This is a genomic window from Streptomyces sp. NPDC058221 (genome assembly GCF_042882365.1).
Lineage (GTDB): Bacteria > Actinomycetota > Actinomycetes > Streptomycetales > Streptomycetaceae > Streptomyces.
This window is the reverse complement of sequence record NZ_JBHVWF010000039.1, coordinates 12859-31007: the sequence shown is the minus strand read 5'-3', so window position 1 is coordinate 31007 and position 18149 is coordinate 12859. Positions and strand designations below refer to the sequence as shown.

The following is an 18149-nucleotide window of genomic DNA, read 5'->3' as shown; positions in this document are numbered from 1 at the left end:
ACGGACATCGCGTTCACCGTGGGGGGAGAGAACGGATGGTGCACAGGGTCGGCTACGCGCCGGGGGTCTACGACCTGTTCCACGTAGGTCACCTCAACATCCTTCGGCATGCCCGCAGTCAGTGCGACTACCTGGTCGCGGGGGTCGTCTCGGACGAGATGGCCGCGCTCGCCAAGGGGCACAGACCGGTCATCCCGCTGCCGGAACGGCTGGAGATCGTACGGAGCGTGCGGTATGTGGACGCCGCCTTCGTCGAGACCGTCCCGGACAAGGTGGAGACCTGGCAGCAGGTCAGGTTCGACGTCATCTTCAAGGGGGACGACTGGCGGGACACGGACAAGGGCAGACGGCTCGAACGCGACTTCGCCGAGGTCGGCGTGGAGGTCGTCTACTTCCCGTACACCGTGCACACGTCCAGCACCCAGCTGCGCCGCGCGCTGGACTCGCTGGTCAGCCTGCCCGGAGCGCTTTCAGCTCCCTGAACCACTTGACCAGGAACGCCACCAGGAACAGCGCGTGCACGGCGGCGAGCACGGCATAGCCAATACGGAACGCCGTCTCGTCGCCCAGCAGCAGGAACACCAGGCAGAACACCCCGTAGTCGGCCGGGAGCAGCGCCACGGCCCGCAGCCGGGAGACCGGCGGCCGGGCTCCGGCGTCACCGCCCGGACCGGATCGGGCGGCTGCCTTGCCGAGCTGCTCCCGCAGCAGCCCGGCGCAGAAGGTCAGCACGGCCACGAAGAGGAAACCGAGCGGCAGGAGCAGCCAGCCGTCGGCCGGCAGGGCGAAGAAGCGGTGGAATGCGATCAGGACGACCGTGTGGACGAGAATCATCTTGGCGCAGTCGACGACGTGGTCGAGCCATTCGCCGTCGGGACCTCCCCTGCCGGTGAGCCGGGCGAGCTGCCCGTCGGCCGAGTCGAGGGCGAAGCCCACGGCCAGCCCCAGGTAGACCAGGACGGCCAGTGACCAGGTGGGCCTGGCCAGGGCCACGGACGCGAGCGCGGCGAAGGTGAACACCGCACTGAGCGAGGTGACTTGGTTGGGTGTCATGCCCAGCCGGTACGCGGCGGCCGCGAAGATCCGGCCGGCCCGCCGGTTCACGTACCGCGAGTAGAGCGAGACCCCCTTGGCCGACTTCTGCGCCCCGCGCAGTTCACGCAGCACTGTACCCGTGCTTTCCATACGCCCCCCAGCGTGTAGCCGTTCCGCACAGCTCCGGCGGCGCGTGGACCTCTCCGCCGGAGCCGCATCATGGCACGCGGGACCCGCCGCGCGGGCCGGATCGCCCCGGCCCGGCCGGTCACCGTCCGCCGGGCGGGCCGGTGAACGGTGGGGGTGCGGCGGTCAGGCGGAGGCGGTGCGGCACTCCGGGTGGCCCCAGCCCTGGTCGTTCTTGGCGATGGTGTCCTTCGCCGCGTACGGCTTGCCGCAGTGGCACCGGCCGGCGTACCTGGCGCGGATGGTGGCACCGGAGCGGGCCGTGCCGCCGCTCTTCGCCGGGCTCTTCGCCGCGCTGCCCGTGCTCTTGGCCGTGCTCCCGGTCCGCCGCCCTTCGGTGGCGCGGGAGGCCGCGGGCACCGGCAGGTCCGCGGAACCCTGCGAGGTGCCTGCCGCTCGCTGCGCCACGGCCACCTCGCTGGCGGCCTGGTCGGCGAGCGCGTTCAGCGGGTCGCCGTCCACCTGGTGGGCGGGCACGTAGACGAAGTCCACGGACCGGCCGGTCAGCAGGGCGTCGATGCGGACCACCAGCTCGCGGTTGGCGACGGGCTTGCCGGCCGAGGTCTTCCAGCCGTTGCGCTTCCAGCCCCGCAGCCACTTCGTCACCGCGTTCATCGCGTACTGCGAGTCCATCCGCACCTCGAGCGGCACACCGGGGTCGACGGACTCCAGCAGCTCCTGCAGCGCGGTGAGCTCGGCCACGTTGTTGGTGGCGGTGCCCAGCGGCCCGGCCTCCCACCGGAACGGCCTGCCGGCCGCGTCGGCCACCACATATGCCCAGGCCGCAGGCCCCGGATTCCCCTTCGATGCCCCGTCACACGCGGCGATCATGCGCTCGTTCATACCCCCGATCATGCCAGCGCCGGGAGGTCCGGAATCCCGGCGGTGCGGGAACCGGCGCCCGCACCCCCGCAACAGCCCGTTCCCGGCACCCGCCCCACCTGGCAGCTTCACGGTACGTAACGGTTCGGAGTGCGTCGGTCCCGGAGCGCTGGTTCTCTGAGGGAGCCCGCTCTTCCCTACCGTCCAAGGAGCGACGATGAGCGTTGCAGGAGAAACCGGCCGAGCCCAGCAGATGCGTGAGAAGGCCCGGCACATGACCGAGGCCGCTGAGCGCACCAACGACCCGGAGCAGCGCCGCCGGCTCCAGGAAAAGGCCCGGAAGCTGCACGAGCAGAGCGAGCAGCAGGCCGGCCGGGGCAGCAGCGACCTCCCCCTGTAGCCACGCACCACCCGGGCGACCGGTGGACCGCCACTCTTCCATGAGTGGGTGGCGTCCACCGGTCGCTCAGTGCGTTCTGCCCGCCGCGGTCAGCGGAAGTCCGCCGCGTGGTCCGCGGCCCACTGCGCGAAGCCGGTGGCCGGGCGGCCCAGCACCACTCGCACGTCGTCACGGGTCGGCTGCGGCGTACCGTCCTGCCCGGCCTGGTAGGAGATCACCGTGTCGGCGATCGGCGCGGGAAGGTGGTTCAGCAGTTCCGCCCGGTACTCCTGCGCGCTGATCCGTTCCACCTCCACGGGCTCGCCGAGTGCGTCGGAGATGAGCTCCACCTGCCGCTGCTGGGAGAGCGATTCGGGGCCCGTGATCGAAAAGGTCGCGCCGCGGTGCGCGTCGTCCAGGAGGGCCCGTACGGAGACCTCAGCCATGTCCCGTTCGTGAATGGGCTCGCTGTGCGCCTGCGGATACGCCAGCCTCAGCCGCCGCGCGGCCCGGATCGGGCCGGCCCACTGGAGGGCGTTGGAGGAGAATCCGCCGGGCCTGACGAAGGTCCGGTCGATGCCCGACGCGTCCAGTGCCCGCTCCACCGTCAGATGTGCGCGGGCGATCGGGCTGTCGTCGTGTCCGGAATCGGCGGAGAGCGAGGACAGCAGCACCACATGCTCGACGCCGGCCTTCCGCGCCGCCGCGGTGAACTCCTCGATGCCCTCGGGCTCCGCGTAGAGGAAGACCTTGTGCACTCCCGCGAGTGCGTCCGGCAGTGTCTGCGGGTCGGACTGGTCGAACCGTACGGTCCGGGCGCCCTCCACCGGCGCCGCGTCCCCCGGCCGCCGGCTGGCGGCCCGTACCTCCTGTCCCGCGTCGATAAGGGCGCGCAGTACTGCGCTGCCCACCTGGCCACGGACACCGGTCACAAGAATCGTCATGGTCGCTCCCCTGTGAAATGCGTCGGTCACGCGTGCAACACCCTCAAGTGACGGGGCCCGCAGGGCATTCCCCGGCCGGGGCAGGACGCACCCGGTTCCGGCCACCGCCGGGCGGGCCACTCCCCCTCCCGGGCCTGCCCGCCTGGAGTTCGATCATGGGTCCTACGATGGTCCCTCCCGCGGGGCGTCGGGTCCTCGCAGACGAGTCACCCATGTCAGGAGCGTTCATGAGCCGTCATCCGGTCACCGTGGTCACCGGCGGCAGTCGCGGGATCGGCGCGGCCGTCTGCGTACGACTGGCGAACGACGGTCACGACATCGCACTGGGCTACCGCTCCGACGCCGCAGCCGCCGAGGCCGTGGCCGAAACCGTACGGGGGGCGGGACGGCGCTGCGTCACGGTGCGGCTGGACACGACCGACGAGAGCGGTGTCGACCGGCTCTTCGAGACCGCGGCCGCCGAGCTCGGACCGGTCACCGGGCTCGTCAACAACGCGGGGGTGGGCGGCCCGACGGGACCGCTCGCGGACGCGGACGCCGATGGTCTCCGGCGCGCCCTGGACGTCAATGTCGTGGGGTATCTGCTGTGCGCGCGACAGGCCGTGCGCGACATGAGCCGGACCGGTGGCGGGGCCATCGTGAACATGTCCTCGGCCGCCGCCACCCTCGGCAGCCCCGGCGAGTACGTCCACTACGCCGCCGCCAAGGCCGCCGTGGACACGATGACCATCGGTCTGTCCAAGGAGGTCGCGGCGGCCGGCATCCGGGTCAACGCGGTGTCGCCGGGCGTCATCCGCACCGAATTCCACGAGGACCCCGAGCGCCCCGACAAGCTCGCCGCCGGCATCCCGCTCGGCCGGCCGGGGCAGCCCGAGGAGATCGCGGGAGCCGTCGCCTGGCTGCTCTCGGACGACGCCTCGTACGCCACGGGGGCGATTCTGCGTGTGGCGGGCGGACGCTGACGACAGCTCCGCGAAGCGGACGAACCGGAGGGGGAACGGATGTCGCGGCCGCAGGCCTCGTCACCACCGGCGGCCGACCGGGGGCGTAACTGGTACCGGGGCGACTGCCATGTGCACTCGGCGGTCTCGAACGGCGGCGAGCTGACACCGGAGCGGCTCGCCGCGGACGCACGTGCTGCGGGACTCGACTTCCTCGCGGCCACCGAGCACAACACCACGGCCACGCACGGTGTCTGGAGCCGGCAGGCCGACGACGGACTGCTGGTGATCCTGGGCCTGGAGGTCACCACGCTGACAGGGCACTGGCTCGCCCTGGGTATCCCTCCGGGAGAGACACCCCTCGACCGGCACTACGGCGTACGGGACGACGTGATCGACCGGCAGCTGGACGCGGTCCACCGGCTGGGCGGGCTCTGCGTCGCGGCCCACCCGCACGCGCCGTACCCCTCGGGCACCTTCATGTACCCCTTCCGGGGATTCGACGCGGTCGAGGTGTGGAACGGACCGTGGAGATCGGACGTGCCCTGGCAGGCGGACAACGAGGCGGCCCTGGCCGAATGGGGGCGCGGCCTGGCCGCCGGCATCCACGGGGGCCGGTGGCTGCCCGCGCTCGGGAACAGCGACGCACACCTCGAGGACCAGATCGGCACCCCGCACTCCGTGGTGCCGGCCGACGGGCTGAATGCCGGGGCGGTCCTCGACGGGATCCGTGCCGGCCGGAGCTGGCTGGCCGAATCCGCCGCGGTGGAGCTGTCATTCACGGTCTCCGCCGGTGGCCGGAGCGCCGGGATCGGCGAGCGCCTGGAGGCGGGCGGCGGCCGGGCCGTGGCGAGGGCGGAGGTACGCGGCGTGCCGTCGGGCACGGTCGGCTTCCACACCGAACGGGGAAGGGTGCATCACGAGGCCCTTCCCGGCTCGGGAGCGGGCGTGGTCGAGTGCTCCCTCGGCTCGGATGACTCGGCGTTCGTCCGGGTCGAGGTCCGTCGTCCCGGAGGCGCCATGGCGGCGCTCAGCAATCCGGTCGTCCTGGTCTGATCCGGCACCACTGCCGCCCGGACGGCACGCGCTTGTCCTCCGTCCGGCTGTACCGTGCTGCGGTGACCGGTTCCGGCGGGCTTCCGCTGCTCTTTCTCGATGTCGACGGCCCGCTCATCCCGTTCGGCCCGGCGACCGGCCCAGGCGGCCGCCACCCGACGTACCCGGCGGGTCCGTTTCCGCCCGGGGCGGGGGCGAACCCGCTGCTCGCCAGGATCGACCCGGCCCTCGGACCGAGGCTGGCCGCGCTCGGATGCGAGCTCGTCTGGGCGACGACGTGGACGCACGAGGCCAACGAGGTCGTCGCACCGCGGCTCGGGCTGCCGGAGCTCCGCGTGGTGCTGTGGCCGGAGCCCTCGGCCGAGGAGGACCGGGACGCGCGGGCGGGGCTGCACTGGAAGACCCGGACGCTGGTCGCCCGGGCCGCCGGGCGCCCCTTCGTCTGGGTCGACGACGAGATCGGGGAAGCTGACCGGAGATGGGTGTCCGGGCACCACGGCGGGCGGTCGCTGCTCCACCGCGTCGATCCCGGGCGCGGCCTCACCGACTCCGACTTCCGGCTGATCGGCGCCTGGCTGCGGACGGTGTGAGGACCGAGGGCCCGGCCGCTGCCCGGGTCACAGCGGGGCCGCGCCGCGTACCAGCAGCAGTGCCACGTCGGCCGCCGCCACGACCACGGCCGCGGCGAGAGCCGCCTTGCGCCAGTACCGGCCGAGCACGAGCCCGGCCAGTGCTGTCGGCGCCGCCACCGCGAGGGTCACCGCGCCCCACGCGCCGGGCGGTCCGGCCGGCCCGAGGGCCAGCACCGCAGAGGCCCCCACGAGGGGCACCGGCAGCAGCAGTCCGGTGACGGTGACGCCCAGCCGTTGGGGCAGTCCGCGCACTCCGTGCCGCAGGTCGTCCTCGATGTCGGGGAGCACGTCGCCCAGATGGGCGGCCAGGCCCAGCAGCGCACCGGCCGTCACGGCCCACCAGGCCGGGCCCGGACTGCCGGGCAGGGTCAGCGCGGCCACGGCGGGCAGGGAGCCGAACCCGGTCACGTACGGGAGCCAGGACAGCACCGTCGCCTTCAGTCTCAGGTCGTACGCCCAGGCCGACGCCACCGCGGCCAGATGCACGGCACCGGCGAGAAGGCCGCAGGCCAGGGAGAGCGGAACGCACAGCAGCGCGGCGGCGAACGCGGCCGTCCACACCGTCGTGCCGCTCACGGAACCGTCGGACACCGGTTTGCCGCGGCGCCCGGCCGCGGCGTCCCGGCGGGCGTCGAAGGCGTCGTTGCACCAGCCCACCGAGAGCTGACCGCTGAGCACGGCGGCGACGAGGAGGGTGCAGCGGATCCTGTCGAGGCCGGCGCCGGCGCCGAGCGCTCCGGCCAGTGTGCTCACCGCGACGACCGGACCCGGGTGGCAGGAGCGGGCGAGTGCCACCGTGCGGCGCGGCGGCCACCCGGTCGCGGCGTACACGCGCGGCGGCTCGGGGGTACCCATCCGATGATCATAAGTACTCCGTGCCGGACCGACATGACAGCCACCCGGGTGGTTTGCAGCGTTTTGTCCGCCGCGTGGGGCAGGGTTGGGCCATGACGCCTCCGAAGCAGGACCCGGGATGACCCGGATCGCCGCCGTTCACGGCACCCCGGCTCCGCACCGCTACGCCCAGCGCGAGGTCACCGACATGGTGGCCCGTACCTGTCTGCCTCCGGGGGCCGACCGGCGGGTGCTGGACCGGCTGCACGAGAACGCCCGGGTGCGCACCCGGAACATGGTGCTGCCGCTGGAGCGCTACGCGGAGCTGGACGGATTCGGGGCCGCCAACGACGTGTTCATCGGCGCGGCGGTGGACCTGGGCGCCGAGGCGCTGCGCGGAGCGCTGCGGACCGCGGGGCTGCGGCCCACCGATGTCGACCTCCTGATGTTCACGTCCGTCACAGGGGTGGCCGCTCCCTCGGTCGATGCCCGGCTGGTGGGACGGCTCGGTCTGCGCCCCGATGTGAAACGGCTGCCGATCTTCGGACTGGGCTGTGTCGCCGGGGCGGCCGGGCTGGCGCGGCTGCACGACTGTCTGCTCGGACGCCCCGACGACGTGGCGGTACTCCTCTCGGTGGAGCTCTGTTCCCTGACGTTCCAGCGGCATGACGCGTCGACGGCGAATCTGGTGGCGACCGCGTTGTTCGGGGACGGGGCGGCAGCCGTGGTGGCGCTGGGCGAGGGCCGGGCTGCCGGAGCGGGGCCCGAGGTGGTGGCGACCCGCAGCCGGATGTATCCGGACACCGGCCACGTGATGGGCTGGGACATCCGCAGCTCCGGCTTCAAGGTGCTCCTCGACCCGGCCGTGCCCGACGTGGTGCGCCGGTATCTCGCCGACGACGTGAATGACTTCCTGGCGGAGCACGGGCTCAAGCCGAAGGATGTGGCGCACTGGGTGTGCCACCCCGGCGGCCCCAAGGTCCTGGAGGCCGTCTCCGAGGTCCTCTCGCTCCCCGACGGCGCCCTCGACGTCACCTGGCGTTCGCTGGCCGAGGTGGGGAACCTGTCCTCCTCCTCGGTGCTCCATGTGCTGCGGGACACGCTGGAACAGCGGCGGCCGGAGCCGGGTTCGCCCGGACTGCTGCTGGCCATGGGGCCCGGATTCTGCTGCGAACTGGTGCTGCTGCGCTGGTAGGTCGGAGGACACATGATCTGGTACACGGCTCTGGTGCTGGCCGTGGCGGGCGAACGGCTCGCCGAACTCGTCGTCGCGCTCCGCAACACCCGCTGGGCGCTGGCCCGGGGCGGCGTCGAGACCGGCCGCGCCCACTACCCGGCGATGGTCACCCTGCACACGGCGCTGCTGGTGGGCTGTCTCGTCGAGGCCGGGCTTGCCGAGCGTCCGTTCGTGCCGCTGTTCGGCTGGGTGATGGTGGCGGTGGTGGCGGCCGCACAGGCGCTGCGCTGGTGGTGCATCCGCACACTCGGCCACCGGTGGAACACCCGCGTCATCGTCGTTCCGGGCCTTCCGCTGGTGACCGGCGGACCTTACCGGCTGCTGCGCCATCCCAATTACGTCGCCGTCGCCGCCGAGGGACTGGCCCTGCCGCTCGTGCACGGCGCGTGGGTGACGGCGATGCTCTTCACCGTTCTCAACGCGGCGCTGATGACCGTACGCGTCCGGTGCGAGGAAGCGGCCCTGAGCGCCGCGTCGACGGCGGACGTGCCGGCGTGATCGACCTGCTGGTGGCGGGCGGCGGTCCGGCCGGTCTGGCGGCGGCGATCCGGGCGGCCCGGCTGGGCCTGGACACGGTCGTCGTCGAACCCCGCGCCTCGCCCATCGACAAGGCCTGCGGCGAAGGCATCATGCCCAGCGGGGTGGCCGCGCTGCGCGCACTGGGCGTCGAGGTGTCCGGGCACCGGCTGCGCGGCATCCGCTACGTGGACGGCACCCGCAGCGCCGAGGCGGCGTTCCGGGGGCGTACGGGGCTCGGCGTGCGGCGGACCGATCTGCACACCGCGCTGCACGGCCGGGCGGTGGCGCTCGGTGTCCGGATCGTGCCGGGCAAGGTGACGGGCGTCCGGCAGGGCCACGACCGGGTCGACGCGGGCGGACTGACGGCCCGCTGGATGATCGCGGCGGACGGGCTGCACTCGCCGGTCCGGCGAGAGCTCGGGCTGGACGGTCCGGGCACGGCGGTGCGCCGGTACGGGCAGCGCCGCCACTACCGGATCGACCCGTGGACGGAGTTCGTGGAGGTCCACTGGTCCCGGCACGGCGAGGCGTATGTGACACCGCTCGCGGACGGCCTGGTGGGCGTGGCCGTGCTGAGCCGGGAACGCCGCTCTTACGAGAGTCACTTGACGGCCTTTCCCCGGCTGGCCGGTGCGCTTCTCGGCCGGGAAGCGGGCCCGGTGCGCGGCGCCGGGCCGCTGCGCCGAAGGGCGCTGGACCGGCGGGCAGGGCGGGTCCTGCTGATCGGTGACGCCGCGGGCTATGTGGACGCGCTGACCGGCGAGGGGGTGGCGCTGGCCCTGGCGACGGCCGCGGCGGCGGTGGACTCCCTGGCCTCCGGCCGGCCGCAGGACTACCCGGGCCGATGGCGACGGCTGACCCGACGCCATCGCCTGCTCACCGAGGGGCTGTTGGCGGTCGCCCGGCGTCCCGGAACGGCACGTCTGATCGTCCCCGCTGCGCACCGCGCCCCGGCCGTCTTCGGCGCCGCGGTGCGTGCGTTGCAGTAGTCACCGGCGGGCCGGGGCGGAGCCCCGGAGACCGTGGGGATGCCGTCCAACACGCCGTGATCATTGAGACGTTGCTGTGGCAGACTGCCGCGCAGGAGCGGTTCACCTCATCTGCATCGGAGCTCGCCATGACGACAGGGACGTCCCAGCCCCCGATAGACACCGGCAGGCCCCAGTCGGCGCGGGTGTACGACGCGCTCCTCGGGGGCAAGGACAACTACCCCGTGGACCAGGCAGTGGCACAACAGCTGCCGGTCGAGGCGAAGATCGGCGCCGTACAGAACCGTGCGTTCATGAACCGTGCGACGGCCTGGCTGGCCGCCGAGGGCATCGATCAGTTCCTGGACATCGGCACCGGCATTCCGACCGCGCCGAACCTCCACCAGATCGCCCAGGAGATCAATCCCGCCTCGCGGGTGGTCTACTGCGACAACGACCCGATCGTCCTGCGCCATGCGGAGGCGCTGCTGGTCAGCAGCCCGGAAGGCGCGACCGACTACGTCCCGGCGGATGTCCGCGAACCGGACGTCATCGTCCGGGCGGCCAGGAAGGTGCTGGACTTCGAGCGACCGGTCGCCCTCTCGATGCTCGGCCTGCTGCACTTCCTGCCCGACGACATGGACCCGCGGGGCATCGTCCGCACCCTGACGGGCGCCCTTGCACCCGGGAGCTATGTGGTGCTGTCCCAGGGGGCCTCGGACGTGAATCCGGAGCGGGGCAGGCAGGGCGCCGACGAGTACGACAAGGGCGGCATCCGGCTGGCGCTGCGCACACGCGCCGAGTTCGCCGGATTCCTCGACGGACTGGATGTCGTCCGGCCGGGCCTGGTGACCGCCCCCGAGTGGTTCCGCTCCACGCCCGCCCCGCAGACCGAACACAGCGGCCTGTACGTGGCCGTGGCCCGCGTCCCGTAGCCCGGAGGACCCGGGACAACAGCCCGAGAAGGAGTGGATCCCGATGACCCCGGACCAACAGCCCACCGCTGCTTCGGTGTTCGATGCGCTCGGCGTCGACTACGAGCGGGCGTTCGCCGGATCGGCCGCCCACCACGCCTCACTGGAGCTGCTGCTGGAGCACCTCGCTCCGCGCAGCCGGGTGCTGGACGTCGGCAGCGGTACGGGGCGGCCGACCGCGCAGGTCCTGACGGACGCCGGCCATGAAGTGCTGGGTGTCGACGTCTCCCCGGTCATGGTGGACATCGCGTCCCGGCAGGTACCCCGGGCCGTGTTCCGCTGTGCCGATATCCGGGAACTTCCCTTGGACGAAGCGGCTTTCGACGCCGCCTGTGTGTACTTCTCCCTCCTGCAGATGTCGCGCGCAGACCAGTCGGAGGTACTGCGTCTGCTCGGGCGTGCGCTTCGGCCGGGCGGTCATCTGGCCGTCGCGACGGTGCCGTTGGACCTGGAGGGTGTCAACGGTGAGTTCATGGGGCGGCCGGTGCAGGTGACCAGCTTCGGACCCGCCGAGTTCACCGAGGTGGTGGCCGGGGCCGGATTCGCGATCCTGTCGGAGCGGAGCAGCGTGTTCACTCCGGCGCATCCGGCTGCGGCGCCCGAACCGCACCTGTTCCTGCTCGCCCGGCGCATCTGACCGCACCGGTCTCCTGCACCTCGCGTCCCCGGCGCCTCGTGACGGGGGGCGTGCCCGGGCGGCTCGGCGGGCAGGGCGAAAACTTTCCTCTCCGCACGTGTCACGTTCACGCGTGGGGGCGTGTCAGTGCAGTGCCGGGGCGGGACCGCACCGGCAACCGCCTGATGAGGAGTCCTCACGATGTCCATCGCCTACGTCGTCGTCACTCTCGTGGCCGCCGTCATGGCCGGCTACTCGGCCGGCGCCCTGCTCTTCCGTGCCCAGTGGGTCGTCCAGGCCCTCACCGAATACCGTGTGCCCCGCTCCTGGTGGACGTGGCTCGGCGCGGCCAAGGCAGCCGGGGCGGCGGGTCTGCTGGCCGGCCTGTTCGTGCCGGTCATCGGCCTGGCGGCCGGGGCCGGTCTGGTGCTGTATTTCGCCGGCGCGGTGGTCACGGTGATCCGGGCACGGTGCCATGCGCACATCCCGTTCCCGCTGGTGTACGCGGCGCCGGTGGTCGGCGCCATGGTGCTGGGGTTCGCCGCCTGAGCGCCGGACCGTACCGGGGCCGGCCACGGGTCAGGAATCGCGCAGGCCGCCCGGGCTCTGACGGGGAGCAGTGTCGAGGGCGATCCTTCCGTGGCTGTGACGCTCGATCCCGTCGGCCAGTGTCTCCCAGTCGGCGACCGAGAACTTCCGTGCGTCGACCAGATGTTGCCTCCCGAATCCGGCACGGGCCGCGTCAGCGGGAATCGCGTACAGCGCGACGACCGGATCGTGCCGGTCGCTGTCGAACACGAGCAGGGCGACGTCCGGCCAGCGCAGTTCGTGTGTGGTCACCCAGGAGGCCCGCCCGGTGGGAGACCTTCGTTCCTCGCGGACGGCGACGGACTCCTGGTCCACGGTGATCCTTATGCCGTCGGCGCAGATACTGACGGCGCCGGTGCCCGCACCCCGGGAGGCGCCCGGCCCGTGTTGGCTCGTGCGCCGCACACCGCTCGCCCCCGGCCCGGGCGACGCGGCGCTCGTCCGCTGCCGAGGGGGTGAAGCGCTCCCGCCCGGCCCCGGCGGGGTGGCCCCCGTCGCCGGCCCGGCCCCCGAGATCCGTACGGTCAGCAGGAGATCTCCGGCCGGTTCGCCCCGCCTGCCGGGCGTCCCCCTGCCGGGGACCCGCAGGGTGCTCCCGTCCTTCACTCCCACGGGAATACGGACGGTGGCGGACCGCTGGATCCTCCCCCCGAGACCGCTGCCGTTGCACCACAGGCAGCGCCAATGACTGCCGCCTGCTCGCACACCGGCTCCCCCGCAGTGACTGCATCGGTCCCAGCCCCTGAATTCGACGGTCTTCGTGCCACCGCCGTGTACGTGAGACGGGGTCAGCGAGAGCCGGGCTCGGACCGGCCGTCCGGACCGGATGCCGCGGAAGGTGAACCAGCAGGCCCCGAGGACGAGTGCCGGGCCGATGACCATGCCCGCCCCGCCCAGGATGCGATGGTTCCGCGCCGAGACGTCGATCGCATGCTGGTCGAACGTCCGGGAGGAGGTGGATACATGGCCCCCGGACACGGATTTGGTGACGCAGGTGTCCCCGGCGACCACATCCGTGCTGCCGCACTTTTCCACGGGATCGAGGAACGTGGTGAATCCGGCACCGGTGATCAGCACTCCGGCGACGAACGCCCCGAGCCGGCCCCAGTACGTCCTGTTGCTGCTCACGGCCGCTCCCACCCGTCGCGTACGCCTCTGCATCCACTCGCCCCGAGTCCCGTCGTGTCCGAGCGGACGCCCTGCCGCCCGGAACCCACTCCTTCTCTGACGCAGCTTCGCCGCTCGGCAGTTGCACCCGGATCACGCGGTCGCCGCGCAGCGCGCCGGTCCGGAGGTGCTCCTGCACCTGGGCGCTGTGGCGGGTCCTCGCCGAGACCCTCACGATGTCCGACTGCGTCGCCTGACGGGTGGGCACCGGGGCCCAGTCCTGCCGACACGGCCCCGGTGCGCCTCTCAGCCCTTGCGTACGAGGGTGAGGCGATGCGTGCCGTGGGTGAGGACCGTGACCGTCACATGCCGGGAGTCGCCGTGCACGCCGGGGCCGTACGCCCGGTCGCCCTTCCACACCGTCCGCTGCCCGGAGCGCACGGTGACCGAATGGCCGTCCGTGGGAAGGGCCACCGATCCGCGCGAGCCCCGGGGGACCCGTACCGTCAGCGAGAAGGTCTTGCCGTCCCGGTCCCATTCCACCCCGAGCGGCCCGTGCGGTGTGGGGAGTTGGCCCTGCGCCCAGCGGACCTCGCCCGGGTTCGGCCGTACCTCCCAGGTGGCGTAGCCCGGCGATGTCGGCTTCGCGCCGAGCAGTTGGTGGGTGAGTGCGGGCAGTACGCCCGTGGACCATCCGTGCGCCATGCTCGTGTAGCCCTGTTCGTACAGCGAGCCGTTCGGGCCTATGCCCTCCCAGTGCGTGATGCCGGGGTCGTGGCTGTCCATCCAGCCGTAGGTCCGTTTGATCTGGTCGATCGCCGAGTCCGGCATGCCGGTGTCGAAGCGCGCCACCAGCTCCGGATACGACGTGAAGGCGTACACCCGCTGGGACGCGCCGCCGAACAGCGTGTCGTTGTCCATGAAGGCATTGCCGTACCTGAGCTTCGTCGTCGCGTCGAGGTGGGCCAGCGCCGAGGCCGCCCGCTCCGCGTCGGCGACACCCGCGGTGATGGCGATGGCGTTGCCGTCCTGGGCGTGCCTGACCGGACCGGTGGCCGAGTCCAGATAGGCGCCCGCCGCCGGGTCCCACAGATGGTCGTTGATGGCCCCGGCCACCTTGTCCGCCCGCTCCGACCAGCGCTGTGCGTCCGCGTCGTGGCCCAGGAACCCGGCGATGCGTGCCGAATCGCGCAGTGCCTGCACGTAGTTGGCGTTGTAGTAGGTGATGCGGCCGGTGCGGCCGAGGAACGCGTAGTCACCGTAGTCGGCGGTACCGTTCAGCCCCTTGCTGAGCAGCCCGGCGTCGTCCGTCACGCTCGGGTACCAGGTGTCGAGCACCTTCACCAGCTGCGGGTAGTAGCGCGCCGCGTAGTCCCGGTCGCCCGTGTACAGCACGTAGTCCCAGCTGCACGTCACCCACCAGAGCGGGTAGTCGAAGAGCGGCAGGGTGTAGTTGTTGATGGACGCGGGCGGGATCCATCCGTCGTCGCGCTGGTGGTCGGCGAGGTCGGCCAGCACGTTGCGGGCCGCCTCGGCCGCGTCGTCGTGGGTGAGGTAGAGGGTCCGTCCCGCCACCGCCACGTCCCCGACGTACGGGTCCCGGTCCCGTTTGGGGCCGTCGTGCAGCACCAGCTTTCCGTCCAGTGACGGGCTGAAGGCGTTGCGGGGGTCCACGTCGTCGCGGCGGAAGGTGTCGACGACGAGTTCGTTGGTGTAGGAGGCTCCGTACCAGTAGCGGTTCAGCTCCTCGTCGGAGCACAGGAACCAGCCACGGTAGGAATCCGGCGTGCCGAGGTAGGCCGTGAAGTCCAGCGACACCGCGTCGATGGCCACTTCGCCCCACGGCTGGGCGGCAGGCGCATCGGACGGCAGCGCGTCGAGAGTGATCTTCAGATAGCGGAAGCCGTGCAGCCCGTCGGCGTACACCTTGTCGTCACCCGAGCCGAAGCCCTTGGTGTCCGTCCATGTGCCGCCGCCGGCCGGTACGGCGTACTGGTCGGTGCCCTGGCCCGCACCGCCCGCCTGGTCGCTGCGGGTGAAGTCGGAGCGCTCGGTCAGGTACTGGAGTGTCTCGGAGAACGCCAGCCGCACACCGGGGCTGTTGTCGGAGGCCCGGGCGAAATCCACCTCCGGGTAGCCCACGACGACCTTCCCGAAGTCGATCGTCACGCTGGGGGCGGTCACCGGGGCCACCGCGTCCGGCCAGACCTCGTTGATCCGGGTGAACACGCCCTGCCCGGTGTCCTGATCGGCCGTGACGGCGATGCGTATCCGGTCCGTCGCGACCGGCGCGTCGAAGCGGACGGCGCGCTGCACGTCGGTGTTGCCGGTGACCGTGCCGACGGTCCGCCAGGCGGCGTCGGCCCAGGCCTCCACAGTGAAGTCGCCCGGCACTCCGTCGGCGTTGGACACCACCGTCACGCCGGGCAGTTGCTGTGCGGCGGGCAGGGTGATGGTCAGGGTGTCGGGGAAGGCGCGTTCGGTGTCGTCGTTCCAGAAGGTGTCGAGGTCGCCGTCGATGGCGTTGTCCGCGGCATAGGTACGGGGCCGGCCGTCGCTGCCGTTGTTGCCGGCGTGTGTGGACGACGCCTCGGCCTTGGTGCCCTGGGGCCAGCGGGGAGCGGCGGGCGGCTCGGGACGCCGCAGAACGGTGACACCCCCGCCGGGCGCCAGCAGCGCCTGAGGCGCGGACACGTCCCCGGCCGACCGCACGATCCCCACCGGGCGTACGGTCCGCTGCGACGGCGCCTGCACATACCGCTGCCACGAACCCCCACGCTGCGGCGCGGTTCCGGCGGCGACCGCAGTACCGCCCGCGACGAGCGGCAGTCCGACCGCGAGTGACGCCGCTCCCCCGGCACCGGCTTCGAGTACGGTGCGCCGCGTCGGACCCGGCCTCTTCTTGCCCTCGCTCGTCACGTCTCGGCGTCCTTCCGTAAGTGCGCAGCGCTGGAGAACGCCCGCATGAATCGTTTCAATTCCCGACGTCACGGCGACGTTATACGAGGCGGAGGAGCCCGTACAGGGTTACGGAGGCCCGGGATCAGGCAGGGGCCTGTGCGCCCGGGGACGGGGTCTGGCCGCCCGGCCGGCCCGACCCTTCCGCCTTCAGTTCCCGGGAGTGGCCTCGAACCAGGTGGGCTCGTCCGTCAGGGACTGCTTGATGCGCAGGAGCGCGAAGTCGTTCAGCGGCGGCAGCGCGTCGACATGGAACCAGGCCACCTCCAGCGACTCGTCGTCGTTGACGCGGGCCTCGCCACCGGTGGCCCGGCAGCGGAAGGTGACGTCCAGGTACTGGCAGTTGTCGCCGTTCTCGTACTGCACGGGCGGCAGGGCCTGGGTCAGCACCACACGCTCCGCCACGCAGTGCACGGCCGTCTCCTCGTACACCTCGCGCTCCGCCGTCGCCGCCGGCTGCTCCCCCGGCTCGGAGATACCGCCGATCACCGACCATGTGCCGGTGTCGGCACGCCGTCCGAGCAGCACCCTGCCCTCCTCGTCGAACACGACGGCGGTGACGCCGGGCAGCAGGAGCAACTGTTGACCCGCGGTGGCGCGGATCTCACGGATGAAGTCAGGAGTAGCCATGCCTGCGACCCTACCTACGCGCGCTGCTCAGCTGGTCAGCGACCGCGGCGGGCCCGTACCGCCCGCGTCGCCACCCAGCCCAGGCCGACGACCGCGAGCAGGGACAGCAGCCCTTCGGGCAGCGGCCCCATCCGGGTCGCGGGGGTCAGCGACGACCGCAGCGGCACCTCGTCCACCAGTGCGTCCGGGGTGAACATCTTCGTCTTCTGGACGATGGTGCCGTCCGGGCGGATGACGGCGCTGACACCGCTGGTGACCGGGACGACGACCGACCGGCTGTGCTCCACCGCGCGCACCCGGGACATGGCCAGCTGCTGGTAGGTCATCTCGCTGCGGCCGAAGGTGGCGTTGTTGCTGGGCACGGCGATCATCTGGGCCCCGTGCTCGACCGTGTCCCGCACGGCGTCGTCGAACGCGGCCTCGTAGCAGGTGACGAGCCCGACGTCGGTGCCCGCCAGATCGAAGACGCCGACCTTCTTGCCGGGTCCGAAGTCGCGCTGCACCCGGTCCACGTCCGAACTGAAGATGCGCACGAAGGAACGCATCGGCATGTACTCGCCGAACGGCTGGATGTGCCGCTTGTCGTACGTGGCAACGGGGCCCTTGTCCGGGTCCCACTGGATCAGGGTGTTACGGAGGTTTCCGGTGTCGGGCTCGACGACCGCGCCGACGACGGTCGGCACCCCGATCGCCTTCACCGCGTCGTCGATCACGATCCTCGCGTCGGGGTTGCGATAGGGGTCCAGGTCGGAGGAGTTCTCCGGCCACAGGACGAAGTCGGGCTGCGGCACCTTGCCCGCCTTCACGTCCCGGGCGAGCTGCTCCGTACGGTTCGCGTGGTTGTCCAGGACCGCACGGCGCTGGGAGTTGAAGTCGAGACCGAGCCGCGGCACGTTGCCCTGGATCGCTGCGACGGTCGCGGTGCCGTCCTCGGCGGAGTCGTCGACCAGCGGCAGCGAGGCGAGGGCCGCGGCCACGGGCACCAGTACGGCCGCCGCGGTCGCGGCGGCGGCCAGCCGCGGCAGTTCGCCCGTGGCACGCCGGATACGGAACCGGCGGACCGCCTCGAAGAGCCCGAAACCGCACAGCACCACCGCGAAGGAGAGCAGCGGGGTGCCACCGAGCGCCGCGAGCGGCAGGAACACGCTGTCCGCCTGGCCGAAGGCGATCCGGCCCCAGGGGAAGCCGCCGAACGGCACCCTGGCCCGCAGCGCCTCGTCCAGGGTCCAGACCGCGGCCGCCCACAGCGGCCAGCCGGCGAGCCGGGACACCGCGGAGATACCGATGCAGCCCACCGCGATGAACAGTGCCTCGGCGGCGGCCAGGGCCAGCCAGGGCACCGGGCCGACCTCTTCCCCGGTCCAGTGCAGCAACGGGAGCATGAAGCCGAGACCGGCGAGCAGACCGAGCCCGAACGCAGCGCGGAGCCGGCGCTCGAACAGCACCCAGCCGAGCAGCGCGAACCCGGGCAGAACCAGCCACCACAGGGGCCGGGGCGGGAAGCTCGCATACAGCATCAGCCCGGAGAGCAGGGCGGCGCCGGGACGGACGAGTCGAGGCAGCAGACGGCTGGCTCGGAGTACGGAGGCGGGCTGCTGCGGGTCGCCGACCGGGGCGATGGTGGTGCTCACCAGGCGGAGTCTACGGTGGCCGGCTGTGTGTCCGGCAGCCCCGCCGTGGAGGCGGAATCCTCAATGCCGGATCGTTTCTTCGCATCTTCTGC

Annotated in this window: 19 protein-coding genes; 11 read left to right on the top strand and 8 right to left on the bottom strand. The window is 72.2% G+C overall.

The features are described 5' to 3' along the window. The first annotated feature begins 35 nt into the window (after positions 1–35). Entirely contained in the window at positions 36–482 is a 447-nt protein-coding gene (locus tag ACFVW8_RS15460) for an adenylyltransferase/cytidyltransferase family protein (protein WP_389690043.1), read from the top strand. On the opposite strand, the gene ACFVW8_RS15455 is transcribed toward ACFVW8_RS15460, so the two are convergent. Further along, positions 451–1185, bottom strand: a complete 735-nt coding sequence (locus ACFVW8_RS15455; RefSeq protein WP_389690041.1) for a CDP-alcohol phosphatidyltransferase family protein — start codon at positions 1183–1185, stop codon at positions 451–453. The two genes, ACFVW8_RS15460 and ACFVW8_RS15455, sit on opposite strands and share 32 nt — an antisense overlap. A 162-nt stretch (positions 1186–1347) precedes the next feature. Beyond that, positions 1348–2064 carry a ribonuclease H gene (locus ACFVW8_RS15450; RefSeq protein WP_389690039.1) on the bottom strand — a complete coding sequence of 239 codons (717 nt, stop codon included), beginning with the start codon at positions 2062–2064 and terminating at the stop codon, positions 1348–1350. A gap of 196 nt (positions 2065–2260) precedes the next feature. Between ACFVW8_RS15450 and ACFVW8_RS15445 the strand changes: the two genes are divergently transcribed. Beyond that, positions 2261–2443, top strand: coding sequence for a DUF6381 family protein (locus ACFVW8_RS15445; RefSeq protein ID WP_389690037.1), 183 nt, complete (start codon positions 2261–2263; stop codon positions 2441–2443). A gap of 89 nt (positions 2444–2532) precedes the next feature. On the opposite strand, the gene ACFVW8_RS15440 is transcribed toward ACFVW8_RS15445, so the two are convergent. After that, complete coding sequence (locus ACFVW8_RS15440; RefSeq protein ID WP_389690035.1) at positions 2533–3366, bottom strand: SDR family oxidoreductase; 834 nt, start codon at positions 3364–3366, stop codon at positions 2533–2535. A gap of 227 nt (positions 3367–3593) precedes the next feature. On the opposite strand from ACFVW8_RS15440, the gene ACFVW8_RS15435 reads away from it, so the two are divergent. From ACFVW8_RS15435 to ACFVW8_RS15425, 3 genes are all read left to right on the top strand, one after another. After that, positions 3594–4328 (top strand): SDR family NAD(P)-dependent oxidoreductase, encoded by a 735-nt coding sequence (locus ACFVW8_RS15435; RefSeq protein ID WP_389690033.1) that lies wholly within the window; start codon positions 3594–3596, stop codon positions 4326–4328. A 39-nt stretch (positions 4329–4367) separates the two neighbouring features. After that, complete coding sequence (locus ACFVW8_RS15430) at positions 4368–5363, top strand: CehA/McbA family metallohydrolase (RefSeq protein WP_389690031.1); 996 nt, start codon at positions 4368–4370, stop codon at positions 5361–5363. Positions 5364–5425: 62 nt separating this feature from the next. Then, the gene (locus ACFVW8_RS15425; RefSeq protein ID WP_389690029.1) at positions 5426–5953 is read left to right on the top strand and encodes an HAD domain-containing protein; all 528 of its coding nucleotides are present in this window, start codon (positions 5426–5428) and stop codon (positions 5951–5953) included. Between the two features lie 27 nt (positions 5954–5980). Here the strand turns inward: ACFVW8_RS15425 and ACFVW8_RS15420 are convergent, their stop codons facing one another. Beyond that, positions 5981–6850 carry a UbiA family prenyltransferase gene (locus tag ACFVW8_RS15420; RefSeq protein ID WP_389690027.1) on the bottom strand — a complete coding sequence of 290 codons (870 nt, stop codon included), beginning with the start codon at positions 6848–6850 and terminating at the stop codon, positions 5981–5983. 118 nt (positions 6851–6968) lie between these two features. On the opposite strand from ACFVW8_RS15420, the gene ACFVW8_RS15415 reads away from it, so the two are divergent. From ACFVW8_RS15415 to ACFVW8_RS15390, 6 genes are all read left to right on the top strand, one after another. Beyond that, positions 6969–8024 (top strand): type III polyketide synthase, encoded by a 1056-nt coding sequence (locus ACFVW8_RS15415; RefSeq protein ID WP_389690025.1) that lies wholly within the window; start codon positions 6969–6971, stop codon positions 8022–8024. A 12-nt stretch (positions 8025–8036) separates the two neighbouring features. Next, a complete protein-coding gene (locus ACFVW8_RS15410) occupies positions 8037–8564 on the top strand; it encodes an isoprenylcysteine carboxyl methyltransferase family protein (protein WP_389690023.1) in 528 nt (175 codons plus the stop codon). Beyond that, positions 8561–9574, top strand: a complete 1014-nt coding sequence (locus ACFVW8_RS15405; protein WP_389690021.1) for an NAD(P)/FAD-dependent oxidoreductase — start codon at positions 8561–8563, stop codon at positions 9572–9574. The genes ACFVW8_RS15410 and ACFVW8_RS15405 overlap by 4 nt, the downstream gene beginning before the upstream one ends. 128 nt (positions 9575–9702) lie before the next feature. After that, on the top strand, positions 9703–10488 hold the full coding sequence (locus ACFVW8_RS15400) for an SAM-dependent methyltransferase (protein WP_389690082.1): 786 nt from the start codon (positions 9703–9705) through the stop codon (positions 10486–10488). Between the two features lie 43 nt (positions 10489–10531). Beyond that, positions 10532–11164, top strand: coding sequence for a class I SAM-dependent methyltransferase (locus ACFVW8_RS15395; RefSeq protein ID WP_389690019.1), 633 nt, complete (start codon positions 10532–10534; stop codon positions 11162–11164). 180 nt (positions 11165–11344) lie between these two features. Beyond that, positions 11345–11692, top strand: a complete 348-nt coding sequence (locus tag ACFVW8_RS15390) for a DoxX family protein (protein ID WP_389690017.1) — start codon at positions 11345–11347, stop codon at positions 11690–11692. 30 nt (positions 11693–11722) lie between these two features. On the opposite strand, the gene ACFVW8_RS15385 is transcribed toward ACFVW8_RS15390, so the two are convergent. The 4 genes from ACFVW8_RS15385 to lnt all read right to left on the bottom strand — a co-directional run bounded on the left by ACFVW8_RS15385 (position 11723) and on the right by lnt (position 18057). After that, on the bottom strand, positions 11723–12859 hold the full coding sequence (locus ACFVW8_RS15385; RefSeq protein ID WP_389690015.1) for a DnaJ C-terminal domain-containing protein: 1137 nt from the start codon (positions 12857–12859) through the stop codon (positions 11723–11725). Between the two features lie 285 nt (positions 12860–13144). Further along, positions 13145–15757, bottom strand: coding sequence for an alpha-L-rhamnosidase C-terminal domain-containing protein (locus ACFVW8_RS15380; protein ID WP_389690013.1), 2613 nt, complete (start codon positions 15755–15757; stop codon positions 13145–13147). 189 nt (positions 15758–15946) lie between these two features. Further along, entirely contained in the window at positions 15947–16426 is a 480-nt protein-coding gene (locus ACFVW8_RS15375; protein WP_389690011.1) for an NUDIX domain-containing protein, read from the bottom strand. A 35-nt stretch (positions 16427–16461) separates the two neighbouring features. Next, positions 16462–18057, bottom strand: coding sequence for an apolipoprotein N-acyltransferase (gene lnt / locus ACFVW8_RS15370; RefSeq protein ID WP_389690009.1), 1596 nt, complete (start codon positions 18055–18057; stop codon positions 16462–16464). Between the last annotated feature and the right edge of the window lie 92 nt (positions 18058–18149).

Bases quoted from the DNA above. Each gene is read 5' to 3' on its own strand.
- ACFVW8_RS15430 (WP_389690031.1), top strand. From the start codon at position 4,368: ATGTCGCGGCCGCAGGCCTCGTCACCACCGGCGGCCGACCGGGGGCGT.
- ACFVW8_RS15450 (WP_389690039.1), bottom strand. From the start codon at position 2,064: ATGAACGAGCGCATGATCGCCGCGTGTGACGGGGCATCGAAGGGGAAT.
- ACFVW8_RS15420 (WP_389690027.1), bottom strand. From the start codon at position 6,850: ATGGGTACCCCCGAGCCGCCGCGCGTGTACGCCGCGACCGGGTGGCCG.
- ACFVW8_RS15415 (WP_389690025.1), top strand. From the start codon at position 6,969: ATGACCCGGATCGCCGCCGTTCACGGCACCCCGGCTCCGCACCGCTAC.
- ACFVW8_RS15390 (WP_389690017.1), top strand. From the start codon at position 11,345: ATGTCCATCGCCTACGTCGTCGTCACTCTCGTGGCCGCCGTCATGGCC.
- ACFVW8_RS15440 (WP_389690035.1), bottom strand. From the start codon at position 3,366: ATGACGATTCTTGTGACCGGTGTCCGTGGCCAGGTGGGCAGCGCAGTA.
- ACFVW8_RS15395 (WP_389690019.1), top strand. From the start codon at position 10,532: ATGACCCCGGACCAACAGCCCACCGCTGCTTCGGTGTTCGATGCGCTC.
- ACFVW8_RS15460 (WP_389690043.1), top strand. From the start codon at position 36: ATGGTGCACAGGGTCGGCTACGCGCCGGGGGTCTACGACCTGTTCCAC.
- ACFVW8_RS15400 (WP_389690082.1), top strand. From the start codon at position 9,703: ATGACGACAGGGACGTCCCAGCCCCCGATAGACACCGGCAGGCCCCAG.
- ACFVW8_RS15445 (WP_389690037.1), top strand. From the start codon at position 2,261: ATGAGCGTTGCAGGAGAAACCGGCCGAGCCCAGCAGATGCGTGAGAAG.
- ACFVW8_RS15375 (WP_389690011.1), bottom strand. From the start codon at position 16,426: ATGGCTACTCCTGACTTCATCCGTGAGATCCGCGCCACCGCGGGTCAA.
- ACFVW8_RS15435 (WP_389690033.1), top strand. From the start codon at position 3,594: ATGAGCCGTCATCCGGTCACCGTGGTCACCGGCGGCAGTCGCGGGATC.
- ACFVW8_RS15455 (WP_389690041.1), bottom strand. From the start codon at position 1,185: ATGGAAAGCACGGGTACAGTGCTGCGTGAACTGCGCGGGGCGCAGAAG.
- ACFVW8_RS15410 (WP_389690023.1), top strand. From the start codon at position 8,037: ATGATCTGGTACACGGCTCTGGTGCTGGCCGTGGCGGGCGAACGGCTC.